The 13,300-nt window shown below is 62.8% G+C and carries 13 protein-coding genes and 1 pseudogene; 6 read left to right on the forward strand and 8 right to left on the reverse strand.

The window, feature by feature from the left end:
- The first annotated feature begins 2 nt into the window (after window positions 1-2).
- Entirely contained in the window at window positions 3-374 is a 372-nt protein-coding gene (locus tag R3355_RS18445) for a DUF4870 domain-containing protein (RefSeq protein WP_318950023.1), read from the forward strand.
- Between the two features lie 60 nt (window positions 375-434).
- Here R3355_RS18445 and R3355_RS18450 read toward each other — a convergent pair whose 3' ends face one another.
- On the reverse strand, window positions 435-1,214 hold the full coding sequence (locus tag R3355_RS18450) for an exodeoxyribonuclease III (protein ID WP_318950021.1): 780 nt from the start codon (window positions 1,212-1,214) through the stop codon (window positions 435-437).
- A gap of 93 nt (window positions 1,215-1,307) precedes the next feature.
- On the opposite strand from R3355_RS18450, the gene pyrE reads away from it, so the two are divergent.
- Together pyrE and R3355_RS18460 are read left to right on the forward strand one after the other, a co-directional pair.
- A complete protein-coding gene (gene pyrE / locus R3355_RS18455; protein ID WP_318962536.1) occupies window positions 1,308-1,949 on the forward strand; it encodes an orotate phosphoribosyltransferase in 642 nt (213 codons plus the stop codon).
- Between the two features lie 25 nt (window positions 1,950-1,974).
- A complete protein-coding gene (locus R3355_RS18460) occupies window positions 1,975-2,568 on the forward strand; it encodes a DUF4124 domain-containing protein (RefSeq protein ID WP_318962538.1) in 594 nt (197 codons plus the stop codon).
- Between the two features lie 896 nt (window positions 2,569-3,464).
- Here R3355_RS18460 and argB read toward each other — a convergent pair.
- The 4 genes from argB to coaBC all read right to left on the reverse strand — a co-directional run bounded on the left by argB (window position 3,465) and on the right by coaBC (window position 8,728).
- Window positions 3,465-4,370, reverse strand: coding sequence for an acetylglutamate kinase (argB, locus tag R3355_RS18465; RefSeq protein WP_318950013.1), 906 nt, complete (start codon window positions 4,368-4,370; stop codon window positions 3,465-3,467).
- A 24-nt stretch (window positions 4,371-4,394) separates the two neighbouring features.
- Complete coding sequence (algC, locus tag R3355_RS18470) at window positions 4,395-5,789, reverse strand: phosphomannomutase/phosphoglucomutase (protein WP_318962570.1); 1,395 nt, start codon at window positions 5,787-5,789, stop codon at window positions 4,395-4,397.
- 1,244 nt (window positions 5,790-7,033) lie between these two features.
- Window positions 7,034-7,489, reverse strand: coding sequence for a dUTP diphosphatase (gene dut, locus R3355_RS18475; protein ID WP_318950011.1), 456 nt, complete (start codon window positions 7,487-7,489; stop codon window positions 7,034-7,036).
- Between the two features lie 30 nt (window positions 7,490-7,519).
- The gene (gene coaBC, locus R3355_RS18480) at window positions 7,520-8,728 is read right to left on the reverse strand and encodes a bifunctional phosphopantothenoylcysteine decarboxylase/phosphopantothenate--cysteine ligase CoaBC (protein ID WP_318950009.1); all 1,209 of its coding nucleotides are present in this window, start codon (window positions 8,726-8,728) and stop codon (window positions 7,520-7,522) included.
- A 187-nt stretch (window positions 8,729-8,915) separates the two neighbouring features.
- Between coaBC and radC the strand changes: the two genes are divergently transcribed.
- Entirely contained in the window at window positions 8,916-9,590 is a 675-nt protein-coding gene (radC, locus tag R3355_RS18485) for a RadC family protein (protein ID WP_318950008.1), read from the forward strand.
- Between the two features lie 99 nt (window positions 9,591-9,689).
- Here radC and R3355_RS18490 read toward each other — a convergent pair whose 3' ends face one another.
- Complete coding sequence (locus R3355_RS18490; RefSeq protein WP_318962539.1) at window positions 9,690-11,279, reverse strand: ABC transporter substrate-binding protein; 1,590 nt, start codon at window positions 11,277-11,279, stop codon at window positions 9,690-9,692.
- Window positions 11,280-11,642: 363 nt separating this feature from the next.
- On the opposite strand from R3355_RS18490, the gene rpmB reads away from it, so the two are divergent.
- Both rpmB and rpmG read left to right on the forward strand, forming a co-directional pair.
- Complete coding sequence (gene rpmB, locus R3355_RS18495) at window positions 11,643-11,879, forward strand: 50S ribosomal protein L28 (RefSeq protein ID WP_079203858.1); 237 nt, start codon at window positions 11,643-11,645, stop codon at window positions 11,877-11,879.
- Window positions 11,880-11,889: 10 nt separating this feature from the next.
- Window positions 11,890-12,045, forward strand: a complete 156-nt coding sequence (gene rpmG / locus R3355_RS18500) for a 50S ribosomal protein L33 (protein WP_090499893.1) — start codon at window positions 11,890-11,892, stop codon at window positions 12,043-12,045.
- Between the two features lie 277 nt (window positions 12,046-12,322).
- Here rpmG and R3355_RS18505 read toward each other — a convergent pair whose 3' ends face one another.
- Both R3355_RS18505 and R3355_RS18510 read right to left on the reverse strand, forming a co-directional pair.
- Complete coding sequence (locus R3355_RS18505) at window positions 12,323-12,688, reverse strand: cupin domain-containing protein (protein ID WP_318948206.1); 366 nt, start codon at window positions 12,686-12,688, stop codon at window positions 12,323-12,325.
- A gap of 152 nt (window positions 12,689-12,840) precedes the next feature.
- Window positions 12,841-13,083 (reverse strand): annotated as a pseudogene (locus R3355_RS18510) (aspartate aminotransferase family protein); the annotation flags it as partial.
- Window positions 13,084-13,300: the final 217 nt, after the last annotated feature.

The following is a 13,300-nucleotide window of genomic DNA, read 5'->3' on the forward strand; positions in this document are numbered from 1 at the left end:
CGATGGACGAAAACATGCAAACCCCGGTGCCGACACCCAGTCAGGAAGCCCGTCAGTGGGCAATGTTCTGTCACTTTGCCGCATTCCTGGGGCTGGCGTTCCCCTTCGGCAATCTGCTCGGCCCGTTGATTATCTGGCAGATCAAGAAGGACCTCGATCCTTTCGTCGACCAGCAAGGCAAGGAAGCATTGAATTTCCAGATCAGCGTGGCTTTGGCCGTGGTGCTGTGCTTCCTGCTGATGGTGCTGGTGATCGGTTTCCCGCTGTTGGTGCTGGTGGGGGTGGGTGCCCTGGTGCTGACCATTATCGCCGGGATCAAGGCCAACGAAGGCCAGGCGTATCGCTACCCCTTCAGCTGGCGCTTGGTGAAGTAAGCCTCGCAGCAGAAACAATAAAGCCGGCGGATGCCGGCTTTATTGTTTCTGCTGGTCGCGTTAGACGCTGAGAATCCAGTCGTAATCGACGATCAGCGGCGCATGCTGGGAGAAGCGTGGCTGGCGCGGCAGGCGCGCCGTGCGCACGCTGCGACGCATGCCGGGAGTGAGCAACTGATAGTCGAAGCGATAGCCCAGATTGAGCAGTTCGGCCTGCTCGCTGTCCGGCCACCAGCTGAACTGGTCGCCTTCGCGGCTGACTTCACGCAGGGCATCGACATAGCCCATGGTGCCGATCACTTCATCCAGCCAGGCCCGTTCCGGCGCCAGGAAGCCCGGTGATTGCTGACAGTCGCGCCAGTTTTTCACGTCGATCTTCTGGTGCGCCACGTGCAGCGAGCCGCAATAGATGTACTCGCGGCGCTTGCGCCGTTGCTTGTCCAGGTAATGGGTGAAGTCGTCCATGAACTTGAACTTCTGATTCAAGCTCTCGTCGCCGTCCTGCCCGGATGGCAGCAGCAGGGTGGCGATACTCACCTTGTCGAAATCGGCCTGCAGGTAGCGCCCGTAGCGATCGGCCATTTCAAAGCCGAGGCCGCTGATTACCGCCTTGGGTTGCAACCGCGAATACAGTGCCACGCCACCTTGGCTTGGTACTTCTGCATCGCAGGCATAGAGGAAATAGCCATCCAGTTGGAGGGCTTGGTCGTCCAGTTCAAAGGCGGAGGCGCGGGTGTCCTGCAGGCAGATGACGTCGGCATTCTGTGCTTGCAGCCAACTGAGCAAACCGCGCTCGACTGCAGCATGAATACCATTCACGTTCACACTGATGATCCGCATAAATGGCCCCTAAAAACACGTGCGTGTATGATACCCGAGCTCGTCTCCAATAAGCTAAATTCCTAGCTAAATCCGTGCCGTCCGGGACTTTTCATGCAAGCGTACCAGCGCGATTTCATTCGTTTTGCCATTGAGCGCGGCGTTCTGCGCTTCGGTCAGTTCACCCTTAAGTCGGGGCGCATCAGCCCGTATTTCTTCAATGCCGGGCTGTTCGACAGCGGTCTGGCGCTGGCCCGGCTGGGGCGTTTTTACGCCGCTGCGGTGGTCGACAGCGGTATTCCCTTCGATGTGTTGTTCGGCCCGGCTTACAAGGGTATCCCGCTGGCGGCGACCACCGCGGTGGCTCTGGCCGAGCATCATCAGCGCGATGTGCCCTGGTGTTTCAATCGCAAAGAGGCCAAGGATCACGGTGAAGGGGGCAGCCTGGTCGGCGCGCCGCTGGCCGGTAAGGTGCTGATCGTCGACGACGTGATCACCGCCGGTACCGCGATTCGTGAGGTGATGCAGATCATCCAGGCCCAGGGCGCGCAGGCCGCGGGCGTGCTGATTGCGCTGAATCGTCAGGAACGTGGTCAGGGCGAGTTATCGGCGATCCAGGAGGTCGAGCGCGATTTCGGCATGCCGGTGGTCAGCATCGTGTCGCTCGAGCTGGTGCTGGAATACCTGGCAGACGATGCCGAACTCAAGCAGTATCTGCCAGCGGTGCAAGCCTATCGCGCCGAATATGGAATCTAACTCCTCGATCTAGGGTGTTGTCTCGATGCGCAAGCCGGCTCTGCTCCGCTGTTCGCTGTTGTTCGGTTTGCTGCTGCCGATTGTTGCGGGCGCCACCGAGTTGTATCGCTATACCGATCATCAGGGCGTCACCGTGCTCGGTCGTCAGGGCGTGCCGCCGGAGCTCATCGGCAAGGGCTATGAGGTGCTCAATGACCAGGGGCGGGTGATCAAGGTCGTCCCGCCGGCCCCGAGCGCCGAGGAAATGCAGCGTTTACTGGCCGACAAGGCCCGCGCCAACTCCGATGCCCAATTGCTGCGCCTGTACAGCACGCCCGAGGACATCGATCGAGCACGCGATCGCAAGCTGGCCGAGTTGGACGGGTTGATCGGCGTGGCGCGCAGCAATCTGCAATCGGCGCGCACGCAGCAGGGCAACTTGCAGAGCCAGGCGGCGGATCATGAGCGTGCCGGGCGCGCAGTGCCGGAAAATCTGCTGGCGCAGATCGACAACCAGAAAGATGAACAGCTGCGTCAGTACAAGGACATTGCCCGCTACCAGGAAGCGCGCAAACAGGCCCAGGCCAGTTTTGCCGCCGATCGCCAGCGTCTTGCCGAGCTGCTGGGCAAGCGCCGCTAGCAGCCGGTCCGAGCTGGCGATTTTTTGGCTCTTCGCATTATCGCGGGGACGTTGAGCTTGACACCGGACTGGCAAGTTTGTGTGCGGTGCGGAAAATGGCGCGGCATGGCCGATTATCGCGTGTACTGGGCGTTTGGGTTGCGCCCCTCACGGGCGCCACACCTTTCTTGCTTGCCCAAGAAAGGTGTGCCAAAGAAGGGCACCCGGCATTCGGGTTTCGCTGCGCGAAACTCCCCTCGCTCCGGTGCCGCTCCGGGGGCCGGCTTACAAGGGCCATCCTTGGCCCATTAAGCCTCTCGCCGCATCCATGCGGCTCGTCCCCCTACGCAACACCTACGCTCGGCCTGCTGACGGGACCGGGTCGCGAGCTTGCGAGATTTCCGCAGAATCGAGTTCGGCGGCGTCTGTTTTTGCTTTTGTTCTTAAAGCTGCGATCGCACAGACGACGCCCAAGCCCCCTTCAGGAGGCCGAGTGGAATCGCCGCGTAAGGGGTTGAGCGACATGGATGTCGCGAGAGCCACGATGGGCCAGGGATGGCCCTTCGTGGCGTGCCCCTGGAGCGGTGATGGAAAGAGGGAACCCCGGCGCAGCCGGGGCCGGATGGTGGGGTGCCCTTCTCTTTGGTTACTTTCTCTTGGGCAAGCAAGAGAAAGTGACTCGCCCGTAGGGGCGAAACCCATCAGGCCAGACGGCACGGTAATGGATAGAGCCAAGTCATCGGCAACGCACACTTATTTGCCAGTCCGGTGTCAACCGGCACTTTCCCCAAACTATGCGAAGAACCATTTTTTTGCAGCGTCGTAGCCCAATGAAAGAAGCCTGGGCGCAATCCGGGAAACCCTCTCCCGGATTGCGCTGGAGCTAATCCAGGCTACGTCTGCGCGAGCGGATGCGCTCAGTGACGCTTGCGGTTGCAGATCTGGGTGCCGACACCGCTGTCGGTGAAGATTTCCAGCAGCACCGCGTTGGGTACCCGGCCGTCGATGATGTGCGCGCTGGTCACGCCGCCCTGGACCGCCTCGAGGGCGCAGCGGATCTTCGGCAGCATGCCGCCGTAGATGGTGCCATCGGCGATCAGGCCATCGACCTGTTCGGTGGTCAGGCCGGTGAGCACCTCGCCCTGCTTGTCCAGCAGGCCGGCGATATTGGTCAGCAGGATCAGTTTCTCGGCCTTCAACGCCTCGGCTACCTTGCCGGCGACCAGGTCGGCGTTGATGTTGTAGGACTCGCCCTCCGAGCCGACGCCGATCGGCGCGATGACCGGGATGAAGTCACCTCTGACCAGCATGTTGAGCAGGTCGGTATTGACCCCGGTGACTTCGCCGACGTGGCCGATGTCGATGATTTCCGGGGTGGTCATCTCGGGGGTCTGGCGGGTTACCGTGAGCTTCTTGGCGCGGATCAGTTCGGCATCCTTGCCGGTCAGGCCGATGGCGCTGCCGCCGTGGCGGTTGATCAGGTTGACGATGTCCTTGTTGACCTGGCCGCCGAGGACCATTTCCACCACGTCCATGGTCTGCGCGTCGGTCACGCGCATGCCGTCGATGAAGTGGCTCTCGATCGACAGGCGCTTGAGCAGGTCGCCGATCTGCGGGCCGCCGCCATGCACCACCACCGGATTAATGCCGACCGCCTTCATCAGTACGATGTCACGGGCGAAGTTGGTTTTCAGTTCGTCGCTTTCCATGGCGTTGCCACCGTACTTGACCACCAGGGTCTTGCCGACGAAGCGGCGAATGTACGGCAACGCTTCGGACAGAACTTTGGCGACGTTACTGGCAGCATCACGTTCGAGGGTCATGCGGGTCTCCATGGCTAATCTCAATCAAAACGGCAAAGTGATATCGGGTGCAGCGCTGTACAGTTGCGCGCGGAAGACTTCCTTGATGCGCTCGAGTTCGTTCTCGCTGTCGGCTTCGAAGCGCAGCACCAGCATCGGTGTGGTGTTGGAGGCACGTACCAGGCCCCAGCCCTTGGGGTAGTCGACGCGTATGCCGTCCAGGGTGGTGAGGTTGGCCTCGCCCCAGTGGCCGTCGCGCTGCAGGGTGTCGATGATGCTGAATTTGCTCTGTTCGGTAACCTGGATATTGATTTCCGGGGTGGATATATCGCAGGGGAAGGCGGCGAATACCTGTTCGGCGTCGCGCTTGTCCTGGCTGAGGATTTCCAGCAGGCGGGCAGCGCTGTAGACGCCGTCGTCGAAGCCGAACCAGCGTTCCTTGAAGAATATATGCCCGCTCATCTCGCCGGCCAGCAGGGCGCCGGTTTCCTTCATCTTTTTCTTGATCAGCGAGTGGCCGGTTTTCCACATTACCGGGCGGCCGCCGTAGCCGCTGATCAGCGGGGTCAGGCGGCGGGTGCATTTGACGTCGAAGATGATGTCGGCACCGGGATTGCGCGACACCACGTCCTTGGCGAACAGCATCAGCAGGCGATCGGGGTAGATGATGGTGCCTTTGTTGGTCACCACGCCGACCCGATCGCCGTCGCCGTCGAACGCCAGGCCGAGGTCGGCCTGCTCTTCCTTGACCTTGGCGATCAGGTCGACCAGATTCTCCGGCTTGCCCGGGTCCGGGTGGTGGTTGGGGAAGGTGCCGTCGACATCGCAGAACAGTGGAATCACCGTGCAGCCCAGGGCTTCGATCAGCTGTGGAGCGATCACCCCGGCGGCGCCGTTGCCGCAATCGACCACCACTTTCAGTGGTTTGGCCATGGCGATGTCGTCACGGATATGGTTGAAGTAGCGCTCCAGCACATCAACCTGCTCGACTGTACCGACGCCGCTGGCCAGGTCATTGGTGTCGATGCGGGTCTTGAGCGCCTGAATCTGTTCGTTGGCCAGGGTGTCGCCGGCGATGACGATCTTGAAACCATTGTAATCTGGCGGGTTGTGGCTGCCGGTGAGCATCACCGCGGATTTGCCCGCGAGGATATGGCCGGCGTAGTAGACCACCGGGGTTGGCACCATGCCGACATCGCTGACGTTGCAGCCGCAGTCGAGCAGGCCTTGAATCAGTTGCTGGACCAACTCCGGGCCGGACAGGCGGCCATCGCGGCCCACCGCGACGTTCGGCTCGCCTTGCGCCAGGCTCTGTGAGCCGATCGCCCGGCCGACCCAGTAAGCGGTTTCTGCGGTCAGGCTGCTGCCAACCACGCCGCGTATGTCGTAGGCGCGGAAGATGTCGGCGGGTAATTTTGGCGCGATTTGCTGGGTGGTCATAACGGGGGGGTGCTCCAATCCCAGGAGATCCTGGTCTTCGTCGAGAATGTCGATATCGAGGATATCGGTGTCTTGAAACAGCGGATCAATCAGCCCGGCTGTCTGGCCAGGCTCCGCTGCAGGAGAAGCTTGGCCGGCGCTGTCGTGGGTTTCCGCTGGCATGCTGGCGCGGCGCGGTAGGCGGGCCAGGGACTGTGCCAGGCTATCGAGCACCGGCAAGCTCAGGCTGAAAGCTTTGACGGCTTTACCGGCTGAGAGTTCTTTAACCAGTTGGCCAAGTTGCAAGACATCCTGATACAGGCGTCGTTGCTGGCCGCTGTACACCAGGTAGAGACCGAGCAGGGCACCGGCCAGTGCGAGCAGCGTCGCCAGGCCAGGCAAGGTTGCCGAGAAGGCCGCTGCGGTCAGGCGCAGGCCCGGGGTGAAGCCAAGCTGCCAGTTCGGGTTGCCGCTATCGAAGCGCTGTGCATCGCCCTGGGCCTGGCCGCGTTGCGTCAGCACCTGACCGGAGGTATTGCCGAATTGCTGAAGCAGTTGCAGTTGGCCGACGTCGGCCGGTAGCGGCGGCAAATTGGCCAGCAGGCGGTCCAGCTCGACGGCCAGCAGCAGGGTGCCCTGCGCGGGTTGATCATCGCTCTGGCGCAGTGGCGCTGCGCTATAGACCAGCCAGCGTTGGCCGATCTTGTAAGCCTCGACAGCAGGCGTCTGGCCGTTTTCCACGCGGCGCAGCATGTCCAGCGCGGCAAAGTTCATCGGCGCGTCCCGGCCCATATCCTGAACGGCTTCGCCACGGGCATTGAGGTGCGCATCGATCACGCCGTCCCAGTAGCGCAGGTTGCGTTCGGCCGCCCGCAGCTGTTGGCTGTCCCGGCTGTGCACGGCCTGCAGCAGCTCGGGGTTGCGTGCCGCGGCGCGGGTGTCGGCGGCCAGCTGGCGTATTGCCTGTTGCAGCGCGGCGGCCTGGGCGCCGCCCCAGGCCTGGGTGAGTTGCTGTTGTTGCCGTTGTTGCACGTTGTTGAACAGGCCGAACCAGAGCAGCGCGCCGGCCAGAACCAGTCCGCTGATGACAGCCAGCAGGCCTGGAAACAGGGCGCTGGCGGTCTGTTTGCCGGTGCTGGTGGCGTTGGCATCCTTGGCAGTGCGCTTGAAGCGTTTCATCGAACGTCTCCCTGGCGGTTCATCCTGTTGGCGGTTGGTCTTGTTAGGCAGTACGTCTTGTTCGCAGTTCGTCTTGAAAGTGGCACTCAGTGACTGCCGGAATGGCCAAAACCGCCGCTGCCGCGCTGGCTTTCGTCGAACTGCTCGACCAGCTCGAAGTGCGCCTGCACCACCGGCACCAGGATCAGCTGGGCAATGCGCTCGCCGATGGCCATGCTGAAGGCGCTTTGTCCTCGGTTCCAGCAGGACACCATCAGCTCGCCCTGGTAGTCCGAGTCGATCAGACCGACCAGGTTGCCGAGGACGATGCCGTGCTTATGGCCGAGGCCCGAGCGCGGCAGGATCAGCGCCGCCAGGCCGGGGTCGCCGATGTAGATCGACAGGCCGGTGGGGATCAGCACGGTTTGCCCGGGCTCGAGGATCAGTTCCTGCTTGAGCATGGCGCGCAGGTCGAGGCCGGCGGAACCCGGGGTAGCGTACTGCGGCAGGGGGAATTCGCTGCCCAGACGCGGGTCGAGGATTTTGGCTTGTAAGGCGTGCATGTCAGGCTCTGCGGTCGGTGAGTGAGGGTGTCAGGTGCGGTGCAAGCGGTCGGCGATAAAGGCCACCAGTTGACGGGCGATCTTGCCTTTGCTGGTTTGCGCGAAGCTGCTTTGCTGGAGGTCGCGATCGATGATGGTGATGGCGTTTTCCTCACTGTTGAAGCCGATGCTCGGGTTGGCCACGTCGTTGGCGACGATCAGGTCGAGGTTCTTGTCCTGCAGCTTGCGCGAGGCATAGCCCAGCAGGTTCTCGGTCTCGGCTGCGAAGCCGACACTGAACGGTCGGTCGGCGCGCCCTGCCAGCGTGGCGAGGATATCCGGGTTGCGCACCATCTGCAGGAGCAAGCCGTCGCCGCTAGAGGGGTCTTTCTTCAATTTGTGCTGGGCGACCACTTCCGGGCGGTAATCGGCGACAGCGGCTGCGGCGATAAGCAGATCGCAGGGCATGGCTGCTTCGCAGGCGGCGAGCATGTCGCGGGCGCTGACCACGTCGATGCGGCTGACCCGATCCGGGGTCGGCAAGTGCACCGGGCCGCTGATCAGGGTGACCCTGGCACCTGCTTCGGCGGCGGCCTCGGCGAGGGCGAAACCCATCTTGCCGGAACTGTGATTGGTGATGTAACGCACCGGGTCGATGTTTTCCTGGGTTGGCCCCGCGGTGATCAGCACATGCTTGCCAGTCAGAGCCTGGTTCTGGAAACAATCGGCGGCGCATTGCGCCAGGTCGTCGGCTTCGAGCATGCGACCGAGGCCGACATCGCCGCAGGCCTGGCTGCCTGCCGCGGGGCCGAACAGGTGCAGGCCGCGTTCGCTGAGCAGTTGGGCGTTGGCCTGGGTGGCCGGGTCGCGCCACATTGCCTGGTTCATTGCTGGCGCCAGGGCGACCGGGGCATCGGTGGCCAGCACCAGGGTGGTCAGCAGGTCATCGGCGACACCCTGGGCCAGGCGCGCCATCAGGTCGGCGGTGGCCGGGGCGATCAACACCAGATCGGCCCAGCGCGCCAGTTCGATATGGCCCATGGCTGCCTCGGCGGCGGGATCGAGCAGATCCAGGTGCACCGGATGCCCGGACAGGGCCTGCAGGGTCAGCGGCGTGATGAATTCGCGGCCGCCGCGGGTCATGACCACATGCACGTCAGCGCCCAGATCGCGCAGACGGCGAACCAGCTCTGCGCTCTTGTAGGCGGCAATGCCGCCACCCACGCCGAGAACGATGCGTTTTCGATATAGCCGCTGCATAGGCCTGCCTTGTGTTGGGTGGATGTGCGCCGCGGCGGTGACGCCTCCCCAGGCCAGTCGCCGCGCAAAAAGATGGGCTAAGATAGCACAGCAGCCGCAGCGGAAAAGCGGCACCAGGCGCTTGCCAGACCCAGCCCGCAAGGGCTGTTTCAGGTTCGGCAGGCTCAGGGCTCGACATGGAGGTGCTATGAGCATTCGCGATTGGCCCGCGGCGGAACGCCCGCGGGAGAAACTTCTGGCCCAAGGGGCCGCTACCCTGACCGACGCCGAATTGCTGGCGATCTTCCTGCGTACTGGGGTGGCCGGGCAGAGTGCCGTGGATCTGGCGCGCCATCTGCTCGGCGATTTCGGTGGACTGCGCGCGTTGATGCAGGCGGATTTACCGTCTTTCAGCCAGCGTCTGGGGCTGGGCCCGGCCAAGTTCGCCCAGTTGCAGGCGGTGCTGGAGATGGCCCGCCGGCATCTGGCCGAGCAATTGCGCCGCGACTCGGCGCTGGAAAGCCCGCAGGCGGTGCGCGATTACCTCAAGGCGCTGCTGCGCCATGAGCCCCATGAGGTGTTCGGTTGCCTGTTTCTCGATGCCAAGCATCGGGTGCTGGCCTTCGAGGCGCTGTTCCACGGCTCCATCGACAGCGCCAGCGTCTATCCCCGCCAGGTAGTCAAGCGTGCCCTGGCGCACAACGCCGCGGCGCTGATTCTGACCCATAACCATCCCTCGGGCGTGGCCGAGCCGAGTCAGGCGGACCGGGTGCTGACCAAGCGTCTGAAGGAAGCCCTGGAGCTGGTCGATGTGCGGGTGCTCGATCACTTCATCGTCGGCGACGGCGAGCCGCTGTCGATGGCCGAGTACGGTTGGTTGTAGCGGGATAGCCTGCTGGCTCTGCGGGTGAGGCCTTGGCCGCGAAGCCCTGTTCGCGGCTGAAGCGGAGTGTGCCGCCCAGCCGCTTTCACAAAGGCAAGGCTAGGGCGTGATCCGCACCTTGGCGAAATCCTGGCGGCCGAAGGGGCTGACCTGATACCCCTCGACTTCCTTGCGGATCAGGGCGTAGGCGGTCGGGTGGGCCAGGGGCAGCCATAGCGCCTGCTGCTGGATGATCCGCTGCGCGTCCCGATAGATCTGGCTGCGCTGCGCCTGGTCGCTGGTGGTTTTGCCGGCGGCGATCAACTTGTCCAGTTGCGGGTCGCAGTAGCGGGCGAAGTTCAGCCCCGACTCGAGCGAGGCGCAGGCGAATTGCGGGGTGAGGAAGTTGTCCGGGTCGCCATTGTCGCCGGCCCAGCCCATGAACAGCAGGTCGTGTTCGCCGGCCTTGGCGCGGCGGATCAGTTCGCCCCATTCGATCACGCGGATCTCGGCCTGAATGCCGACCTTGCCCAGGTCGGCTTGTAGCAACTGGGCGCCGAGGCTCGGGTTGGGGTTGAGCAGGCTGCCACTGGGGCGGGTCCAGATGGTGGTCTTGAAACCCTCGGCCAGGCCTGCCTCGGCCAGCAGGGCACGGGCCTTGGCCGGGTCGTGGGCATAACCGGGCAGTTCTGCGGCATAGCTCCAGGTATTGGGCGGATAGGGGCCGTTGGCCGCCTCGGCGCTGTTCTCGAATACCGCCTGCAGGTAGCTGGCCTTGTCGAAGGCCAGGTTGATCGCCTGGCGCACCGCGGTTTTATCCAGTGGCGCATGCTGGCTGTTGATGCCGACGAAGGCGGTCATGAAGGCGGCGGTGTGCACGCTCTTCAGCTCGGCATCGGCGGCGCTGGCCTGTACGTCCTGCGGTTTGGGCGAGAGGGCGATATGGCACTCGCCGCGGCGCAGCTTCTGCAGGCGCACATTGGCGTCCGGGGTGATGGCGAACACCAGGCTATCCACCGCTGGTTTGCCGGCAAAGTACTCGGGGTTGGCGTCATAGCGCACCACCGCGTCTTTCTGGAAGCGCTTGAAGACGAAGGGGCCACTGCCGATCGGCTGGCTGTTGAGCCGCTCCGGGGTGCCGGCGGCGAGCAACTGGTCGGCGTACTCGGCGGAATAGATCGAGGCGAAGCCCATGCTCAGGGTGGCGAGGAAGGTGGCGTCGGGGCGGCTCAGGGTGAAGCGCAGGCGGTGTTCGCCGAGTTTGTCGATGCTTTTGATCAGGCTGGGCAGCTGCATCGATTGGGCGTGTGGATAGCCGCCGGGGGCAGTCTTGTGCCAGGGGTGGGTCGGGTCGAGCATGCGCTGGAAGCTGAACAAGACGTCGTCGGCGGTCAGTGGGCGGCTGGGGCTGAAATAGTCGGTTTCGTGGAAGGCGACATCCTCGCGCAGGACAAAGCTGTAGCTCAGGCCATCCTCGCTGACTTGCCAGCTTTGCGCCAGGCTGGGCAGCAATCGGCCGCTGCCTGCGTCGAACTCCACCAGACGGTTCATCAATACATCGGCCGAGGCATTGGTGGTGGTCAGCGAGTTGTATTGCACAACGTCGAAGCCATCCGGGCTGGCTTCGGTACAGACACTGAGCGTGGCTGCCTGAACCAATAGCGGACTCAGCAGGCCGGTCAATAGCAGCGTTTGGGTGGCGAGGCGCATGACAGACTCCTTGATAATGCGGTGCGCGCGCACAAGGCGCGCCGACAAAGGTTTCACCCTAGACCATAACGCGCGGCCGGAACAGCGGACTTGTCGACGAGCGGTAGGCTGGCGCTGCCGCCTGTGCTGCTGGCCCGGCGACCGCTGTTGCGCAGCAGGCGCGTGCGGGTCGAAAGTGCGTTTAATCTTGTTGCACGCTGGGCTTTCTGGTATAAAGCAGCGCTCTTTTGTAGGGGCCCGGTACTTGCGCTTTCAGGTGTAGCCGGTAAGACCCTCGAGAAACGCGGCGCCGAGCGCCAATGATATTGAGTTTATGCGGCCAACCCATGCCGGGTTGGGCATGTGGTTTTAGAGGGCTGAGGCATGTCGAAAGTCTGTCAAGTTACCGGTAAGGGTCCGGTAACCGGGAACAATGTTTCCCACGCACACAACAAAACCCGTCGTCGTTTCCTGCCGAACCTGCAGCATCACCGCTTCTGGGTCGAGTCTGAGAACCGTTTCGTGCGTCTGCGCGTTTCCGCCAAGGGCATGCGTTGCATCGACAAGCGTGGTATTGACGTCGTTCTGTCCGAGCTGCGTGCTCGCGGCGAAAAGGTTTAAGGAGTAAGTCATGCGCGAATTGATCCGTTTGATCTCGAGTGCCGGTACTGGTCATTTCTACACTACCGACAAAAACAAGCGCACCATGCCGGACAAAATCGAAATTAAAAAATTCGATCCGGTTGTGCGTAAGCACGTGATCTACAAGGAAGGCAAGATCAAGTAATTGATCCCCGTTCTTGTCGAAAAAGCCCGCCTCATGGCGGGCTTTTTCATGCCGGCGATTTACCCAGGTTCTTGCCGCCGTCTGCGGCCAATCCGTCGAGCATGCTGGCGGCGGCAGATCGGACGATATACCTGGGGTGCAAGCTTGGCTGTTGTCCGGGCTCGCCGGCAAGTCGCGGCGGCCACCAGTGCCCGCTCATGCCCGGTGTCACCTGTGCGCAGGCGAAAAAAAGCCCGCTCGGCGCGGGCTAAAGGGTGATGCATGAGCTATGGGCGCGTCAGCGCGGCGCTTGCTCGAAGATCACGTAGACCTTGCGGCAGGCTTGCAGCACTTCCCAGGTGCCTTCGAACCCGGCGGGGATGACGAAGCGGTCGCCGGCGCGCACGGTCTTGGCGTTGCCATCCGCATCGCGCAGCACGGACACGCCCTCGAGGATTTCGCAGTATTCGTGTTCGCTGTAACTGACCGTCCACTGACCGACCGCACCTTCCCAGATGCCGGCGTTGAACTGGCCGCACGGGCTGCCGTAATGGTTGCGCACGCTTTGCTCGGGGTCGCCCTTGAGGATTTTTTCCGGTGCCGGGCGGTAGTGTTCGGGGGCGGTGCTGGCTTGGGCGAAGTCGAGGATCTGTTCGATAGTCATGCAGGGGTTCCGGGTCGGGGTGGTTGGTGGGCTGGGCGGATCGAATCGGTGAGTTCTTCACCGGGGTATCAATCTGCGTCTTTTCCACGATCAGCGGCGGCGCCAGCGCCAGGGTATCCAGGCGGGTGCGGGTGCGGGTGCCTTGGCCGGTGGCGGCTGGCCAGTTCGAACGGCAGCGGGTGACCCATCCGAAAAGTCGGGGCGAAGTCCAGCTTGGCGATCTGCCTGCTCTCCGTCTCGGTAATTTCCCGACGACCGTGGCCGCCGTTGCAGCACCAAAGCCCGGCGGTGCCGTCTAATTCCTTGCGGCTGTCGTCGCTGCTGAAATACATGCCGTCGGCGCTGTCCAGCAGGCGTGGTTTGGCCTTGAATTGACGATTGGCGGTGAACGGCATTCAGAAGTCCTCGAGGCTTTTGGTTTTTCTGTTCGATGGAGTCAGGTTGTCGGTTGTCATGCTGGTCGTCCGGACGCGCGCAGATAGGGGCAGGGGAGCGATTTTGCGCAGTCTATGTTTAATAAAACGAACATGACAAGGGGGGTTATCGCGCTTTGTAAAAAATATTGAAAAGGTGCGGCCCTCTGGTTTAGTGTTGCCAGCAGGATTTGGCCTT

The organism is Pseudomonas sp. (genome assembly GCF_033723075.1).
Classification (GTDB): Bacteria; Pseudomonadota; Gammaproteobacteria; order Pseudomonadales; family Pseudomonadaceae; genus Aquipseudomonas.

What these genes read in the sequence shown, in the direction of transcription:
- R3355_RS18445 (WP_318950023.1), top strand. Translation starts at nt 3, where the DNA reads ATGGACGAAAACATGCAAACCCCGGTGCCGACACCCAGTCAGGAAGCC.
- R3355_RS18450 (WP_318950021.1), bottom strand. Translation starts at nt 1,214, where the DNA reads ATGCGGATCATCAGTGTGAACGTGAATGGTATTCATGCTGCAGTCGAG.
- pyrE (WP_318962536.1), top strand. Translation starts at nt 1,308, where the DNA reads ATGCAAGCGTACCAGCGCGATTTCATTCGTTTTGCCATTGAGCGCGGC.
- R3355_RS18460 (WP_318962538.1), top strand. Translation starts at nt 1,975, where the DNA reads ATGCGCAAGCCGGCTCTGCTCCGCTGTTCGCTGTTGTTCGGTTTGCTG.
- argB (WP_318950013.1), bottom strand. Translation starts at nt 4,370, where the DNA reads ATGACCCTCGAACGTGATGCTGCCAGTAACGTCGCCAAAGTTCTGTCC.
- algC (WP_318962570.1), bottom strand. Translation starts at nt 5,789, where the DNA reads ATGACCACCCAGCAAATCGCGCCAAAATTACCCGCCGACATCTTCCGC.
- dut (WP_318950011.1), bottom strand. Translation starts at nt 7,489, where the DNA reads ATGCACGCCTTACAAGCCAAAATCCTCGACCCGCGTCTGGGCAGCGAA.
- coaBC (WP_318950009.1), bottom strand. Translation starts at nt 8,728, where the DNA reads ATGCAGCGGCTATATCGAAAACGCATCGTTCTCGGCGTGGGTGGCGGC.
- radC (WP_318950008.1), top strand. Translation starts at nt 8,916, where the DNA reads ATGAGCATTCGCGATTGGCCCGCGGCGGAACGCCCGCGGGAGAAACTT.
- R3355_RS18490 (WP_318962539.1), bottom strand. Translation starts at nt 11,279, where the DNA reads ATGCGCCTCGCCACCCAAACGCTGCTATTGACCGGCCTGCTGAGTCCG.
- rpmB (WP_079203858.1), top strand. Translation starts at nt 11,643, where the DNA reads ATGTCGAAAGTCTGTCAAGTTACCGGTAAGGGTCCGGTAACCGGGAAC.
- rpmG (WP_090499893.1), top strand. Translation starts at nt 11,890, where the DNA reads ATGCGCGAATTGATCCGTTTGATCTCGAGTGCCGGTACTGGTCATTTC.
- R3355_RS18505 (WP_318948206.1), bottom strand. Translation starts at nt 12,688, where the DNA reads ATGACTATCGAACAGATCCTCGACTTCGCCCAAGCCAGCACCGCCCCC.